This is a genomic window from Variovorax paradoxus (genome assembly GCA_016806145.1).
Classification (GTDB): Bacteria; Pseudomonadota; Gammaproteobacteria; order Burkholderiales; family Burkholderiaceae_C; genus Variovorax.
Genome location: CP063166.1, coordinates 5,879,403 through 5,894,845, shown reverse-complemented (window position 1 = coordinate 5,894,845; position 15,443 = coordinate 5,879,403). Strand labels below are relative to the sequence as shown.

Here is a 15,443-nt window from a genome sequence, read left to right as displayed (position 1 = left end):
GCGGATCTGCCGAGTCCATGGCGAATCGCGACGCACTGAGAGCCTTCCAGTCCCGGCTGGCGAGCCGCCTGCAGGCCGCGCGCACCACCGGCGTGGCCGCGACCTGGCTCGCGGTCGAGGCCGGCGAGGGCAAGTACCTGTTCCCGCTCGGCCATGCCGGCGAAATCTTTCCCTGGACCCCGCCGCAGCCCGTGCCCTACACGGCGCCGTGGTTCCTCGGCGTGGCCAACCTGCGCGGCGGTCTCTACGGCGTGGTGCAGCTGTCGGCCTTCGCCGGCGGCGCGCCCAGCGGTCCGGCCGCCAGCGAAGCGGCCCGCATCCAGTCCCGGCTGGTCGCGCTCAACGAGCTGCTCGACGTCAACTGCGCCCTGCTGGTCGATCGGCTCGCGGGGCTGCGCGGCGTCGAGGCCTTCGCGTCCTCCGAGCCCCCGGGCGCCGACGCGCCGCCCTGGGCCGGGCATCTCTACACCGACGCCGCCGGCGAACGCTGGCAGGAAGTCAATCTGCAGGCGCTGTCGCAGCAGCCCCAGTTTCTGAGTATCGGCGCCTAGCTGTCACAAGCGCCTGTGCACCCGACCACCACCTGAAGGACCGACCGTGAGCTCGATCGCCGACAAGTTCAAGAAATTACTGCCCGCCAGCGGCAACGACAAGGCCCGCGTCGATGGTTCGGGTTCGCTCGCGATCGACAACGTCGACACGGTGCAGGTCCCCGACGAGAAAACCGTGCGCATCGCGCGCGCGCCGGGCGACACCTCCTTCGGCGGCGCGCCGGCCGCCAGCTCCTTCAGCGAGGGCGGTGCCCTGGTCGATGGCGGCGAGGCCGCCAACGAGCCCGGCCGGCCCGATGCCTCCACCGACCTGCTCGCCGACGACGGCCGCGCCGGCCAGAGTCCCGCGCGCCAGCAGCGCGTGCTCGCGATCCTGCTGGCGGTGGTGGTGCTGGCGCTGCTGCTGGTCGCCGGCCTCGCCATCCTGCGCGCCGAACGGCTCGCGCAGCAGGTGGCGGCCACCGGCCAGTCGCTGATGCAGTCGCAGCGCCTCGCCAAGTCGATCTCGCAGGCCCTGGTGGGCAGCGCGCCGGCCTTCACCGAGGTGAAGGACAGCGCCGACGACCTCACGCGCCGCGTCAACGGCCTGACCAACGGCGACGAGGCACTGCGCCTCGAGCCCGTGGGCGAGGCCTACGGCGAGGACATGGGCAAGATCGGCCCGCTGGTCGCGCGCGCCGATGCCAGCGCCAAGGCCGTGCTGGCCCAGCGCCAGATCCTGACCCAGGTGGGTGCCGCCTTGCGCGACATCAATCAGCAGTCGTCCACGCTGCTCGAGATGACCGAGACCGTCGCCTCGCTCAAGATGCAGCAGAACGCCACGCTGCCCGAGATCTCGGCCGCGGGCCAGCTCGTGATGCTGACGCAGCGCATCGGCAAGTCGACCAACGAGTTCTTCACGGTCGAGGGCGTGAACCCCGACGCCGTGTTCCTGCTCGGCAAGGACCTGAACACCTTCCAGGAAACCACCCGCGGCCTGCTCGACGGCAACGCGCAGCAGCGCTTCCCCGGCTCGAAGGACCCGCAGACGCGCCAGCAGCTCGAAGCCATCCTGAAGACCTACGAGCAGATGCGCACGCAGGCCTCGGCCATTCTGGGCAACCTGCAGGGCCTGGTGGCCGCGCGCGAAGCGCAGGCGTCGATCCTGACCGACAGCGAACCGCTGCGCAAATCGCTGGGCGAGCTGCAGGACAAGCTCTCCGCGCGCACCGGCCTGGGCGCCGGCACCATCGTGCTGCTGTTCGTGCTCTCGCTGGCCGCCCTGGCACTGGCCGGCGCCATCGGTTTCGTGCAGGTGCGCGAAGGCCGCGAACGCGCCGCCAACGCCGAGCGCGAACGTCTGTCGGCCGAGCAGGCTTCGGAGGAAGCCAGCCGCATCAACAACGCCAACCAGGCCGCCATTCTTCGGCTGATGAACGAACTGCAGACGGTGGCCGAAGGCGACCTGACGCAGGAAGCCACCGTGACCGAGGACATCACCGGCGCCATCGCCGACTCGGTGAACTACACGGTGGAAGAACTGCGGCTGCTGGTGGGCAACGTGCAGAACACGGCCACCCGCGTGGCGCTGACCACCTCGCAGGTGGAAAGCACCTCGACCGAGCTGCTGGCGGCCTCGACCGAACAGCTGCGCGAGATCCGCGAAACCGGCCAGTCGGTGCTGACGATGGCGGAGCGAATCAACGGCGTGTCCTCGCAGGCGCAGGAGTCCGCCACGGTGGCGCGCCAGTCGCTGCAGGCCGCGTCCTCGGGCCTGCAGGCCGTGCAGAACGCCATCGGCGGCATGAACGCCATCCGCGACCAGATCCAGGAAACCTCCAAGCGGATCAAGCGCCTGGGCGAATCCTCGCAGGAGATCGGCGAAATCACCGAGCTGATCTCGGACATTACCGAACAGACCAACGTGCTGGCACTGAACGCCGCCATCCAGGCCGCGTCGGCCGGTGAAGCCGGTCGCGGCTTCTCGGTGGTGGCGGAAGAAGTGCAGCGGCTGGCCGAACGCTCCGCGGACGCCACGCGCCAGATCTCGGCGCTGGTGAAGGCGATTCAGACCGACACGCAGGACGCGGTGGGCGCCATGGAGCGTTCCACGCAGGGCGTGGTCGAGGGGGCGAAGCTGTCCGACAACGCGGGTACCGCGCTGTCCGAGATCGACCGCGTGTCGCGCCGCCTCGCCGAGCTGATCGAGCAGATCTCGCAATCCGCGTCCCGCGAGGCCGATTCGGCCAACGTGGTGGCGGCCAACATCCAGCACATCTTCGCCGTGACCGAGCAGACCGGCGAGGGCACGCGGACCACCGCGCAGCAGGTGCGCGAACTGTCGCAGATGGCCGAGGAACTGCGTCGCTCGGTGGCCCGTTTCAAGATTGCCTGACACAGAAGAACGGCGAGCATCCAAGGTGGCTATCCAATCCCCCGTCGCGGCCCCCCTCGCCGGCAATCCGCCGGCCACCGAAGACCTCGGGCCGCTGGCCTGGGTGCTCGGAGAAATCCAGAAGTCGCTCGAGAACGTCGGCAAGTCGCTGCGCCGCTTCGCGCGCGACGTCGGCAATGCGGCCGAGATCGAGAGCGGCCCGCTGCAGATGGCGCGCCAGCAACTGCACCAGGCCGTCGGCGCGCTGCAGATGGTGGGCCACAACGCGCCCGCGCTGGTGCTCGGCTCGATCGAGTTCGCGGTGCAGGGCTTCGTGGCCGAACCGCAGCGCTGCACCGACAGCGCCGCGCTGAAGATCGAGCGCGCGGGCTTCGCCGTCACCGATTTCCTGCAGGCCCTGCTGGCCGGCAAGAACGTGTCCTCGATCGCGCTGTTCCCGCAGTACCGCGAGGTGCTCGAACTGGTCGGCAACGAGCGCGTGCACCCGGCCGATCTCTGGAGCGCCAGCTGGCGCTGGGTCGAGATCCGTCCCGCGCTCACGCAGGCCTCGCTGGCCTACGACCCCTCGGTGCGCTCGCGGCTCGACCGCGAGGTGCTGCAGCTGGTCAAGACCGGCGACCCGCAGGCCGCGCGCCGCCTGCAGGCGCTGTGCCTGGGGCTCGGCCGCGGCGCGCTGCTGCCGCGCGTGGCCAGCTTCTGGACCCTGGCGGCCGGCTTCTTCGAGGCGCTGGCGCTGGGCCTCGTGCCCGCCGACAGCTACGTCAAGCGCGCCGCCTCGCGCGTGCTGCTGCAGTACGCCACGCTCGCGCGCGGCGACAGCGTGGTGTCCGACCGGCTCGGCCAGGACCTGCTGTTCTTCTGCGCCCAGGCCGTGCCCACCGCGCGCGACGAAGCCGCCACCCTGCGCAGCGTGCGCACGGCCTGGGGCATCGCGCATGAACAACGCGTCGACTACACGGTCGAGCAGTTCGGCCGCTTCGACCCGCTGGTGCTGGCCCAGGCCCGCAAGCGCATCGAGACCGCCAAGGAGATGTGGTCGGGCCTCTCGGGCGGCGACATCACGCGCACCCGCCAGGTGGCCGACACCTTCGCCCAGCTCGGCGAATCGCTGCACCGGCTGCATCCGCCGAGCGAGCCGATGGTGCAGGCGCTCGCGCATGCCGTCGACGCCTCGGTGCGCAGCGGCCAGCCGCCCGACACCGAGCTCGCGATGGAAGTCGCGACCTCCGTGCTCTACCTCGAGGCCGCGCTCGAAGACCTCGACCCCAGCGACCCGCAGCTCACCCAGCGCATGCTCAAGCTCGCCGGGCGCATCGAGCGCGTGCGCGCGGGCGGCCATTCCGAGCCGCTCGAGCCCTGGATGGAGGACCTGTACCGCCGCGTCAGCGACCGCCAGACCATGGGCACCGTGGTCGACGAGCTGCGCAGCCATCTGAGCGAGCTCGAGAAGTCGCTCGACCAGTATTTCCGCCGCCCCGGCGAGAAGGGCCTGCTGCGCACCGTGCCGAGCCAGCTGCAGCAGATGCGCGGCGTGTTCTCGGTGCTGGGCCTCGACCAGGCCGCGAACACCGTGCAGCGCATGCGCGACGACGTCGAGTCCATGGTGGGCAGTGCCTCGCCGGCCGACGAGATGGCCGGCTTCGACGCGCTGGGCAACAACCTCGGCGCGCTCGGCTTCCTGATCGACATGCTGGGCTACCAGCCCGCGCTGGCCAAGCGCCTGTTCGTGTTCGACGCCGAGATCGGCGAGCTCAAGCCGCTGATGGGCCGCCAGGCCGTCGAGGCCGAGGCGGCCGAAAGCGCGGCCGCGCCGGCCGCCGAGCCGCTGCTCAGCATCGAGGAGGTCGATGCCCAGATCGCGTCGAAGCTGGCCGCGCTGGCCACGCCGACGCGCAAGGCCAAGCCTTCGCCGATCGAGGAATTCAGCAGCAAGGCCGACAGCTGGACCGCCAAGATCGTCGGCCCCGCCGCGCTGCCCGACACCGAGGTCACGGAGCTCGAGGAAGACGACCTGCAGAACATCTTCCTCGACGAGGCGCGCGAGGTGGTGCACAACGGCCAGAACGCGATCACCGCGCTCGGCAGCCGCCCCGACGACACCGACGCGCTGACGGTGCTGCGCCGCGCGTTCCACACGCTCAAGGGCAGCTCGCGCATGGTCGGCCTCACCGACTTCGGCGACGCCGCCTGGTCGCTCGAGCAGGTGCTCAACACCTGGCTCGCCGATCAGCGCCCCGCCACGCCCGAGCTGCTGGCCGGCACGCAGCAGGCGCTGCGCGACTTCGGCCTGTGGGTCGAGGACATCGCGGCCTCGGCGCCGCATGGCTGGCAGTCGGCGCCGTTCAGCCGCCTGGCCGAGGCCCTGCTGGCCGGCGAGCCGGTGCCCACCGCGCCGCCGCGCGTGGCCGACGCCGAAACGCTCGCGATCGCCGCGCGTCAGATCGCCGCCGATCCCCTGCCCACCTCGCCGGCGCCGCTCGAGGAACTGCCGCCGCAGCCTTCGCTGTCGACCGCCGCCGCGCTGGCGCTGCCCGAGTTGCCCGACCTGCCCGATCTGTCGCTCGAACCGGCCGACGCCTCGGACACCTCCGACGTGCCGCAGGCCGAGGCGCGCAACGCCGGTCCGGAGGACGACGATTTCGTCTCCACCGACTTCCTCGATTTCGAGACCCGCGAGCCTTCGTCCACCGCACCGGCGCCGCTGCCGACCGCGCTGAGCGACGGCATCGACTTCGATTTCCTGGCGCCGATCGGTGCCGCCGCCAAGGCGAGCGAGCCGGCCGAGGAGGCCGCGATCGAGGCCGCCAGCCTGTCCGCCGAGCTGCCGTCCTCCGCGCTGTCGATCGACGCGGCGCAAGCCTCGGCCGAGCGCGCCGAGGCCGAGGCGCCCGCGCTGCCCGACCTCGACTGGGCGCCCGAGCCGCTGCCGCTGCGCGAAGCCAGCCAAGCCGGCGATGTCGGCGATGTCGGCAAGGCCGAGCCGATCGACTTCCCCGAGATCCAGCTCGAGCCCGTGGAGGCACCGGCCGAATTCGCCCAGGCCGCCACGGTCGCGCCCGAACCGGCCGCGCCCGAGACCGCCGCGCTGGTCGACATCGCGTCCGAGGCCCTGCCGCCGACGCCGCCCGCCCAGCCCGAAGAGGCCGTGCAGGCCGAAGCGGAAGCGGAACAGGCGGAGCCCGTCGCCGAGGCGCCGGCCGCCGCCGAGCCCGAACCCGCGGCACCGGTGGTGCAACCGCTCGAAGTGGCCGTGGGCGGCAGCGCCGACGACCAGGTCAAGGTGATCGGCCCGCTGCGCATCGGCATCGCGCTCTACAACGTCTACCTCAACGAGGCCGACGAGTGGTCGCGCCAGCTCGCCACCGAGGTCGGCGAGTGGGCGCTGCAGCCCTACGAACGCGTGGCCGACTCGACCATCGCGCTGGCCCACTCGCTGGCCGGCAGCTCGGCCACGGTCGGCTTCCACAGCCTGTCGGGCATGGCGCGCTATTTCGAGGCCGCGCTGCAGCATCTGCAGATGCAGGGCAGCGGCACGCGCGAGCAGGGCATGGTGCTGGTCGCCGCGGCCGACGAGCTGCGCCGCCTGCTGCACCAGTTCGCGGTCGGCCTGCTGCGCGACCCCTCGCAGCAGACGCTGCAGGCGCTGCGCGACATCGCCGCGTCGCCGATGCCCTCGCCCTACGCCGAGGAACTCGCGCACGACGAGCCGCGCGCGCCGCTGCAGGTGGTGTCGCCGCAAGGCGGCGCCGACGTGGCGCTCGACGACTCCGAGGACGCCATCGACCTGGCCGACGCGGTCGACGTCGACCTGTTCCCGATCTTCGAGGAAGAGGCGGCCGAACTGCTGCCGCAGCTCGGCGAGGCGCTGCGCCAGTGGTCGCACCATCCCGACGACGGCGCGCCGCGCACCGCGGTGCTGCGCACGCTGCACACGCTCAAGGGCAGTGCCCGGCTGGCCGGCGCCATGCGCCTGGGCGAGCGCGCGCACCGCATGGAATCCGAGATCGAGCTGCTGGGCACGCAGGGCCACGTCGACCGTTCCGACATCGAGAAGCTGCTGGCGCGCCTCGACACGCTGCAGGCCACCTTCGACGCACTGCGCGAGGCCGACGATGCGACCCAGGTCGAGCTGGCGCAGCGCGTGGCGGAAGCCACCGCGACGCCCGTCGAGCATCCCGAGCTGCGCGCCGAGCCCGCCAACGACGCCATCGCCGCGGTCGATGCCGACACCGAGGCCGAACCGGCGGCCGCCACGTCCGCGCCGGTGCGCCCGGCCCCCGCCACGCTCGCGCCGCTGCGCGCGCCGGTCGGCCAGGCCGTGCGCATCCGCACCCAGCTGCTCGACCGCCTGATGGCGCAGACCGGCGAGGTCATCATCACGCGCTCGCGGCTCGAGGCCGAACTCGGTTCGCTGCGCGGCTCGCTGGCCGACCTCACGGGCAACCTCGACCGCCTGCGCCAGCAGCTGCGCGACATCGAGGTGCAGGCCGAGAGCCAGATGCAGTCGCGGCTGGCGCAGGCCAAGGATTCGCAGCAGGGCTTCGACCCGCTGGAGTTCGACCGCTTCACCCGCGTGCAGGAGCTCACGCGCATGATGGCCGAGTCGGTGAACGACGTGGCGACCGTGCAGCGCACCCTGCAGAAGACGGTGCAGGCGACGGAAGACGACCTCAGCGTGCAGGCGCGCCAGACGCGCGAACTGCAGCGCGGCTTGCTGCGCACGCGCATGGTGGAGTTCGAGGGCATCTCCGACCGCCTCTACCGCGTGGTGCGCCAGGCCACCAAGGACACCGGCAAGCAGGTGCGCCTCGACATCACCGGCGGCTCGATCGAAATGGACCGCGGCGTGCTCGACCGCATGACGCCGGCCTTCGAGCACCTGCTGCGCAACTGCGTGGCCCACGGCATCGAGGACGCTGCGCGGCGCGAGGCCGCGGGCAAGGACGCCAGCGGCCTGATCGTGATCGACCTCGCGCACGAGGGCAACGACGTGTCGGTGAGCTTCCGCGACGACGGCGCCGGCCTCGACCACGAGCGCATCGCCGAGCGGGCCCGCTCGCTGGGCCTGCTCGCGGCCGACCAGGCGCTCACGCCCGAGGAGGCCACCGAGCTGATCTTCCGGCCCGGCTTCTCGACGGCCGGCCAGGTGTCGGAACTCGCGGGCCGCGGCATCGGCATGGACGTGGTGCGCGCGCAGGTCGCCGCGCTCGGCGGCCGCATCGAGACGCGCAGCCAGCCGGGCCAGGGCACCACCTTCAAGCTGGTGCTGCCGCTGACCACCGCGGTGACGCACGTGGTCATGCTGCGCTTTGGCGAGGTGTCGATCGGCGTGCCGTCGAACCTGGTCGAACTGGTGCAGCGCGTGAACGCCACCGACCTCGAATCGGCCTACCTGCACGACACCCATCCGTTCGGCAGCGAACAGGTGCCGTTCTACTGGGGCGGCGCGCTGCTGCAGGCCTCGCCGCGCAGCGAGCACATCGCGGGCCGCACCAACACCCTGGTGATCGTGCGCAGCGCCGCGCAGCGCGTGGCGCTGCACGTCGACGAAGTGCTGGGCAACCAGGAAGTGGTGGTCAAGAACCTCGGGCCGCAACTGGCGCGGCTGCCGGGCCTGGCGGGCATCTCGGTGCTGGCCTCGGGCGCGGTGGCGCTGATCTACAACCCGGTGGCATTGGCCGCGGTGCATGGCGAACAGGCACGCGCACGCCAGGCTGCCGCGCTGGCGCAGCCGGTGGCGGCGGCCGACGAGGCGCGCGGCCCGCACGGGCAGGACCCGGCGGCGGCGCTGGCGCCGGTGGTGCCGCAGATTCCGCTGGTGCTGGTGGTCGACGACTCCATCACCGTGCGCCGCGTCACGCAGCGCCTGCTGCAACGCGAAGGCTACCGGGTCTCGCTGGCGGCCGACGGCCTGCAGGCGCTCGAGCGGCTGCAGCAGGAACGCCCGGCGGTCGTGTTGTCCGACATCGAGATGCCGCGCATGGACGGCTTCGACCTCGCGCGCAACATCCGCGGCGACGCGGCGCTGGCCGAGCTGCCGATCATCATGATCACCTCGCGCATCGCCGAGAAGCACCGCGACTACGCGCGCGACCTCGGCGTGAACCACTACCTCGGCAAGCCCTACTCCGAAGAGGAACTGCTGCGGCTGGTGCGGGCCTACACCAGCGACACGGCGACGCTCGCGGCCGCCTGAGGCGCGCGCCTGCGAAAAAGCCCGGACGGCGACGAGCCTCCGGGCTTTTTCTTTGGAGGACGGCCGGCGCTACTTCTTCGCCAGTGCCTTGCTGCGCGCCACCGCATAGCGCTGCAGCGTGCGCTCGCGCGCCTCGGCATGGTCGACCACCGGCACCGGGTAGTTCTCGCCGAGCTTCACGCCCGCTGCTTCGAGCTCCACCGGCGTCGCCGTCCACGGCGCATGGATCGCGCCGTTCGACAGCCCCGCGAGCTGCGGCAGGTAGCGCCGGATGAACTTGCCGTCGGGATCGAAGCGTTCGCTCTGCGTCACCGGGTTGAAGATGCGGAAGTAGGGCTGCGCGTCGCAGCCGCTCGAGCTCGCCCATTGCCAGCCGCCGTTGTTCGACGCCAGCTCGAAGTCGTTGAGGTGCAGCGCGAAGTAGGCCTCGCCCCGGCGCCAGTCGAGCCCCAGGTCCTTGCACAGGAAACTCGCCACCACCATGCGCAGCCGGTTGTGCATGTAGCCGCTCTGGTTGATCTGCAGCATGGCCGCGTCGACCAGCGGGTAGCCGGTGCGGCCCTGGCACCAGGCCTCGAACAGCTGGTCGGCATGCTTGCCGTGGTGCCACTGGATCTTGTCGTACTCGGGGCGGAAGCTCTTCGACTCGCCCTTTTCGTGCACGTGCGGGAAGTGGGCCAGGATCTGGAAGTAGAAGTCGCGCCAGATCAGCTCGCTGAGCCAGGTCGCGGCGCCCGCATTTCCCTGCAGCGAGAGCTGGCGTGCCACGCCCGCCACCTGCCGGATCGACACCGTGCCGAAGCGCAGGTGCACGCCCAGGTAGCTGGGCCCGCGCACCGCCGGGTAGTTGCGCGCGGCCTCGTAGCGGTCGATGCGCTCGAAGAAGTCCTCGAACAGGATCGCCGCGCCGCGCGTGCCGGTGGGGATCTCGAGCGTGCCGAGGTTGCTCTTGCCGAAGCCCAGCGCCTCGAGCGAGGGCACCGGCGCGCGCCAGCCCTCGGGCGGCGGCACCAGGGCGTCGGCATGGCCGCGGCTCGGGTAGGACTTGAGGAAGAAGTCGTCGACCTTGGCCAGCCAGGCGCGCTTGTAGGGCGTGAACACCGTGTAGGGCTGGCCGGTCTTGGTCATCAGCTCGTCGCGCTCGAAGATCGTCGAGTCCTTGTGGGTGTGGAAGCTCACGCCCGCATTGGCCAGCGCGCCGAACACGCCGGCGTCGCGCGCCAGCGCCTCGGGCTCGTCGTCGCGGTTGGCGAACACCGCCTGCACCTCGAGCGCGCGCGCCAGCGCCGGGATCTCCTCGGCCGCCGCCGCATGGCGCACGATCAGCCCGCCGCCGAGCGCGCGCAGCTCCTCGTCGAGCTCCAGCAGCGATTCGCGGATGAATTCCACCCGCCGGTCGACCCGCGGCAGGGGGTCGAGGATCGTGCTGTCGAACACGAAAACGCAGACCAGCTGGCGGCAGCTTCGCAGCGCGTGGTAGAGGGCGGCATTGTCGTCCACGCGCAGGTCGCGGCGGAACCACATGAGCCCTTTGGGGTAGGTCTTGTCGACGGCCAGTAAAATCGGAGGCATATGGCTTCCGATTCTGCCCCGATGAACCTGACGCATCACTTTTTGATAGCGATGCCGGGCCTGGAAGACAAGACCTTCAACCGCAGCGTCGTCTACCTGTGCGAGCACAGCGAGCGCGGCGCCCTGGGCCTGGTCATCAACAAACCCAGCGACATCAACCTCAAGGTGCTGTTCGAGAAGATCGAGTTGCACCTCGCGCGCCCCGAGCTCGGCGAAGCCCCGGTCTTCCAGGGCGGCCCGATGCAGACCGAGCGCGGCTTCGTGCTGCACGAGCCGGTCTTCACCGAGTCCGAGAAACCCGAGGAATCGGTTTACGCCTCGACCATGACCATCCCCGGCGGCCTCGAGATGACCACCTCGAAGGACGTGCTCGAGGCCCTGGCCACGGGCGCCGGCCCGCGCAAGGTGCTGGTCTCGCTGGGCTACGCGGCCTGGGGCGAGGGCCAGCTCGAGTCCGAACTGGCCGAGAACAGCTGGCTCACGGTGGGCGCCGACCCGGCCGTGATCTTCGACACCCCCATCGACCAGCGCTACGACAAGGCGCTGCTGCTGCTGGGCCTGGAGGCCTGGAAGCTCTCGCCCGACGCGGGGCATGCGTGAACGCCACGGCCATGCCCGACGCGCCAGCTTCCAGCCCCGTTCCCCCTCCCGTTCCCGCCCATTTCCAGAGCTTCCTGGCCTTCGATTTCGGCCAGAAGCGCACCGGCGTGGCGAGCGGCAACCGGCTGCTGCGCGGCGCCACGCCGCAGGCCACCATCAAGGCCGAAGGCGCCGATGCCCGCTTCGCGCAGGTCGAGGCGCGCATCCGCGAGTGGCAGCCCGATGCGCTGGTGGTGGGCGTGCCCTTCCATCCCGACGGCGCCGCGCACGAGAACACCCGGCGCGCGCAGAAGTTCGCGCGCCAGCTGCGCGGCCGTTTCAACCTGCAGGTGTTCGAGGTCGACGAGCGCTACAGCACCACCGAGGCGCTCTCCCAGGGCGCGCGCGATGCCGATGCCGCCTCGGCCTGCATCATCCTGGAGCAATTCTTGAGGAGTCTTCCGTGAGTTCCACCCCCGCCATTCCCGACGCCGAGGCGCTCTACACGCAACTGCTGGCCGGCGTCCGCGCGCTGCTGCGCCCCGACACCCGGCTGGTGGGAATCACCTCGGGCGGCGCCTGGCTGGTCGAGCGGCTGCAGAAGGACCTGGGCCTGGCCGGCGCGCCCGGCGTGATCTCCTCGGCCATGCACCGCGACGACTTCGCGCGCCGCGGCCTCTCGGCCAGCGCGCAGACCGCGCTGCCTTTCGACGTCAACGGCGCCGACGTGCTGCTGCTCGACGACGTGCTCTACACCGGCCGCACCATCCGCGCCGTGCTCAACGAGCTGTTCGACTTCGGCCGTCCGGGCTGCGTGCGGCTGGCGGTGCTGGTCGACCGCGGCGGGCGCGAGCTGCCGGTGGCGGCCGACTTCGCCGCCACCACGCTCGCGCTGCCCCATTCGCAGTCGCTGGCGCTGGCGCGCGCGGACGACGGCGCCTTCAGCCTCCAGGTCGAGGAAAGCAAGTAAGCCATGCTCTACAAGCGCAATCCCCAGCTCAACAAGAACGGCGAGCTCATCCACCTGCTGTCGATCGAGGGCCTGCCCAAGGACATCCTCACCCACATCCTCGACACCGCCGCCAACTTCACGAGCGTGAGCGACCGCGAGGTGAAGAAGGTGCCGCTGTTGCGCGGCAAGAGCGTGTTCAACCTGTTCTTCGAGAACAGCACCCGCACCCGCACCACCTTCGAGATCGCCGCCAAGCGGCTGTCGGCCGACGTCATCAACCTCGACATCGCGCGTTCCTCGGCGAGCAAGGGCGAGTCGCTGCTCGACACCATCGCCAACCTGAGCGCGATGGCGGCCGACCTGTTCGTGGTGCGCCACAGCGAGTCGGGCGCGCCCTACCTGATCGCGCAGCACGTCGCGCCGCACGTGCACGTGGTGAATGCCGGCGACGGCCGCCACGCGCACCCGACGCAGGGGCTGCTCGACATGTACACCATTCGCCACTACAAGAAGGACTTCGCCAACCTCACGGTGGCGATCGTCGGCGACGTGCTGCATTCGCGCGTGGCGCGCTCCGACATCCATGCGCTCACCACGCTGGGCTGCGCCGAGGTGCGCGTGGTCGGCCCCAAGACCCTGGTGCCCGGCGACATGGTCGGCATGGGCGTGCGCGTGTGCCACACGCTCGAGGAAGGCATCAAGGACTGCGACGTGGTCATCATGCTGCGGCTGCAGAACGAGCGCATGAGCGGCGCGCTGCTGCCCTCGTCGCAGGAGTTCTTCAAGACCTACGGCCTCACGCCCGAGAAGCTGCAGCTCGCGAAGCCCGACGCCATCGTGATGCACCCGGGCCCGATCAACCGCGGCGTCGAGATCGACTCGGCCGTGGTCGACGGCCGCCAGAGCGTCATCCTCCCGCAGGTCACCTTCGGCATCGCCGTGCGGATGGCGGTCATGAGCATCGTGGCCGGTAACGAAGCATGAGCAATCGGACATCCGTACGCGAAGGACGCGAAGGTTTCGCGAAGTTCGCAAAAGGAAAACCAGAAATTTCTCTTGAATTCTTTCGCGTCCTTCGCGAAACCTTCGCGTCCTCCGCGTCCGGTCAACCCGCTTTCCAGCCTGTCCCATGAACATCCTCGTCACTCACGGCCGCGTCGTTGACCCCGCGTCGGGCGTCGACCAACAAGCCGACATCGCCATCGCCGACGGCAAGATCGCCGGCATCGGCGCCATCCCCGCGGGCTTCACCGCCGAGCGCACCATCGACGCCACGGGCTGCATCGTCGCGCCCGGCCTGGTCGACCTCGCCGCGCGGCTGCGCGAGCCCGGCTACGAGCACGAAGGCATGCTCGGCAGCGAGATGGCCGCGGCCGTGGCCGGCGGCGTCACCAGCCTGGTGTGCCCGCCCGACACCGACCCCGTGCTCGACGAGCCCGGCCTGGTCGAGATGCTGACCTTCCGCGCCGGCAAGCTGCCGGGCGCGCGCCTGTTCCCGCTCGGCGCGCTCACGCGCGGCCTGGCCGGCGGCGTGCTGACCGAGATGGCCGAGCTCACCGAGCGCGGCTGCGTCGGCTTCAGCCAAGCCGACGTGCCGCTGGCCGACACCCAGGTGCTGCAGCGCGCCATGCTCTACGCGAGCACCTTCGGCTACACCGTGTGGCTGCGCCCGCAGGACCGCGACCTCGGCAAGGGCGTGGCCGCCAGCGGCCCGCTCGCCACCCGGCTCGGCCTCGCCGGCGTGCCGGTGGCGGCCGAGACCATCGCCATCTTCACCATCGTCGAGCTGATGCGCAGCACCAAGGCGCGCGTGCACCTGTGCCGCCTCTCGAGCGCCGCCGGGCTCGCGCTGGTGCGCGCCGCCAAGGCCGAGGGCCTGCCGCTGAGCTGCGACGTCAGCATCAATTCGCTGCACCTGGCCGACACCGACATCGGCTACTTCGACAGCCGCGCGCGCCTGAGCCCGCCGCTGCGCCAGCAGGGCGACCGCGACGCGCTCTCGGCCGCGCTGGCCGACGGCACCATCGACGCGCTGGTGTCCGACCACACGCCGGTCGAGGCCGATGCCAAGAACCTGCCGTTCGCCGAGAGCGAGCCCGGCGCCACCGGCCTCGAGCTGCTGCTGCCGCTGGCGCTGCAATGGGGCGAGCGCAGCGGCGCGGGCCTCGCGCGCGCGCTCGAGACCATCACCAGCGCGCCCGCGCGGCTGCTGCCCGCGACCGAAGCCTGCGCCGGCATCGGCCGCCTCGCCGTCGGCGGTCCGGCCGACCTGTGCGTCTTCGATCCGGCGCTCGAATGGCAGGTCACGCCCGAGGCGCTGCGCAGCCAGGGCAAGTACACGCCGTTCGCCAGCTATCCGATGCAGGGCCGCGCGCGCCACACGCTCGTGGCCGGGCGCGTGGTGCACGGCTGACGCGTTCCGGCGCGCGACGACGACGACAACAACAGGAAGAAGGCGGTCGGGCCGATGCTGCATTCACTCAAGGCACTGCGCCGTCTGCTGCACGCGATCGCGCATGCGGTCGGCGGCTGGTGGACCATCCGCTTCACCTTCCCGGGCCTCGACCAGGCCGAGCGCAACGCGCGCGTGCAGGCCTGGGCCGCGCGCATGCTCGAGATCATGGGCATCACCCTGCGCGTGCAGGGCACGCCGCCCGCGCACGGGCCGGTGCTCCTGATCTGCAACCACCTCTCGTGGCTCGACATCACGGTGATCCACGCGGCGCGCCACGTGCGCTTCGTGTCGAAGTCCGACGTCAAGCACTGGCCGCTGATCGGCACGCTCTCGAGCGGCGCGGGCACGCTCTACATCGAGCGCGAACGCCGCCGCGACGCGCTGCGCGTGGTGCACCACATGACCGACGCGCTGCGCAACGGCGACATGATCGCGGTGTTCCCCGAGGGCACCACCAGCGACGGCCGCGGCCTGCTGCCGTTCCACGCCAACCTGCTGCAGGCCGCGATCTCCTCGGGCGCGCCCGTGGTGCCGGCCGCGCTGCGCTTCGCCGATGCCGCCACCGGCGAGACCAGCCAGGCGCCGCGCTACATCGACGACGACAACCTCGCCACCTCGCTGTGGAACACGCTGCGCGCGCCGCCGCTGCTGGCCATCGTGCGCTTCGGCGAGCCGCAGTCCTCGTACAGCCGCGAGCGCCGGACCTGGGCGCAGACCTTGCACGAGGACGTGCAGCAGTTGCGCCGCGACACGCACTGAGCGGG

Annotated in this window: 10 protein-coding genes; 9 read left to right on the top strand and 1 reads right to left on the bottom strand. The window is 71.2% G+C overall.

Translation table 11 applies throughout. The annotated features are described in order from the left end of the window. The first annotated feature begins 17 nt into the window (after positions 1-17). The 3 genes from INQ48_27585 to INQ48_27575 are packed head-to-tail and all read left to right on the top strand — an operon-like array spanning position 18 to position 9,121. Positions 18-551 carry a chemotaxis protein CheW gene (locus INQ48_27585; protein ID QRF57035.1) on the top strand — a complete coding sequence of 178 codons (534 nt, stop codon included), beginning with the start codon at positions 18-20 and terminating at the stop codon, positions 549-551. 46 nt (positions 552-597) lie between these two features. After that, complete coding sequence (locus tag INQ48_27580; protein QRF57034.1) at positions 598-2,925, top strand: type IV pili methyl-accepting chemotaxis transducer N-terminal domain-containing protein; 2,328 nt, start codon at positions 598-600, stop codon at positions 2,923-2,925. Between the two features lie 25 nt (positions 2,926-2,950). After that, entirely contained in the window at positions 2,951-9,121 is a 6,171-nt protein-coding gene (locus INQ48_27575; GenBank protein ID QRF57033.1) for an Hpt domain-containing protein, read from the top strand. Positions 9,122-9,190: 69 nt separating this feature from the next. Here INQ48_27575 and INQ48_27570 read toward each other — a convergent pair whose 3' ends face one another. Beyond that, on the bottom strand, positions 9,191-10,693 hold the full coding sequence (locus INQ48_27570; protein QRF57032.1) for a deoxyribodipyrimidine photo-lyase: 1,503 nt from the start codon (positions 10,691-10,693) through the stop codon (positions 9,191-9,193). Here INQ48_27570 and INQ48_27565 point away from each other — a divergent pair, their 5' ends adjacent. The 6 genes from INQ48_27565 (at position 10,694) to INQ48_27540 (ending at position 15,438) form a co-directional block, all read left to right on the top strand. Beyond that, positions 10,694-11,293 carry a YqgE/AlgH family protein gene (locus tag INQ48_27565; protein QRF57031.1) on the top strand — a complete coding sequence of 200 codons (600 nt, stop codon included), beginning with the start codon at positions 10,694-10,696 and terminating at the stop codon, positions 11,291-11,293. A gap of 11 nt (positions 11,294-11,304) precedes the next feature. Beyond that, positions 11,305-11,739, top strand: coding sequence for a Holliday junction resolvase RuvX (ruvX, locus tag INQ48_27560; GenBank protein QRF60922.1), 435 nt, complete (start codon positions 11,305-11,307; stop codon positions 11,737-11,739). Next, on the top strand, positions 11,736-12,242 hold the full coding sequence (gene pyrR / locus INQ48_27555; GenBank protein ID QRF57030.1) for a bifunctional pyr operon transcriptional regulator/uracil phosphoribosyltransferase PyrR: 507 nt from the start codon (positions 11,736-11,738) through the stop codon (positions 12,240-12,242). Before ruvX ends, pyrR begins: the two co-directional genes overlap by 4 nt. A gap of 3 nt (positions 12,243-12,245) precedes the next feature. Continuing rightward, positions 12,246-13,208, top strand: a complete 963-nt coding sequence (locus tag INQ48_27550) for an aspartate carbamoyltransferase catalytic subunit (protein ID QRF57029.1) — start codon at positions 12,246-12,248, stop codon at positions 13,206-13,208. A 145-nt stretch (positions 13,209-13,353) separates the two neighbouring features. Further along, positions 13,354-14,637, top strand: a complete 1,284-nt coding sequence (locus INQ48_27545; GenBank protein QRF57028.1) for a dihydroorotase — start codon at positions 13,354-13,356, stop codon at positions 14,635-14,637. A 54-nt stretch (positions 14,638-14,691) separates the two neighbouring features. Next, on the top strand, positions 14,692-15,438 hold the full coding sequence (locus INQ48_27540; protein ID QRF57027.1) for a 1-acyl-sn-glycerol-3-phosphate acyltransferase: 747 nt from the start codon (positions 14,692-14,694) through the stop codon (positions 15,436-15,438). Positions 15,439-15,443: the final 5 nt, after the last annotated feature.

Bases quoted from the DNA above. Each gene is read 5' to 3' on its own strand.
- INQ48_27585 (QRF57035.1), top strand. From the start codon at position 18: ATGGCGAATCGCGACGCACTGAGAGCCTTCCAGTCCCGGCTGGCGAGC.
- INQ48_27570 (QRF57032.1), bottom strand. From the start codon at position 10,693: ATGCCTCCGATTTTACTGGCCGTCGACAAGACCTACCCCAAAGGGCTC.
- INQ48_27565 (QRF57031.1), top strand. From the start codon at position 10,694: ATGGCTTCCGATTCTGCCCCGATGAACCTGACGCATCACTTTTTGATA.
- ruvX (QRF60922.1), top strand. From the start codon at position 11,305: ATGCCCGACGCGCCAGCTTCCAGCCCCGTTCCCCCTCCCGTTCCCGCC.
- INQ48_27550 (QRF57029.1), top strand. From the start codon at position 12,246: ATGCTCTACAAGCGCAATCCCCAGCTCAACAAGAACGGCGAGCTCATC.
- INQ48_27545 (QRF57028.1), top strand. From the start codon at position 13,354: ATGAACATCCTCGTCACTCACGGCCGCGTCGTTGACCCCGCGTCGGGC.
- INQ48_27540 (QRF57027.1), top strand. From the start codon at position 14,692: ATGCTGCATTCACTCAAGGCACTGCGCCGTCTGCTGCACGCGATCGCG.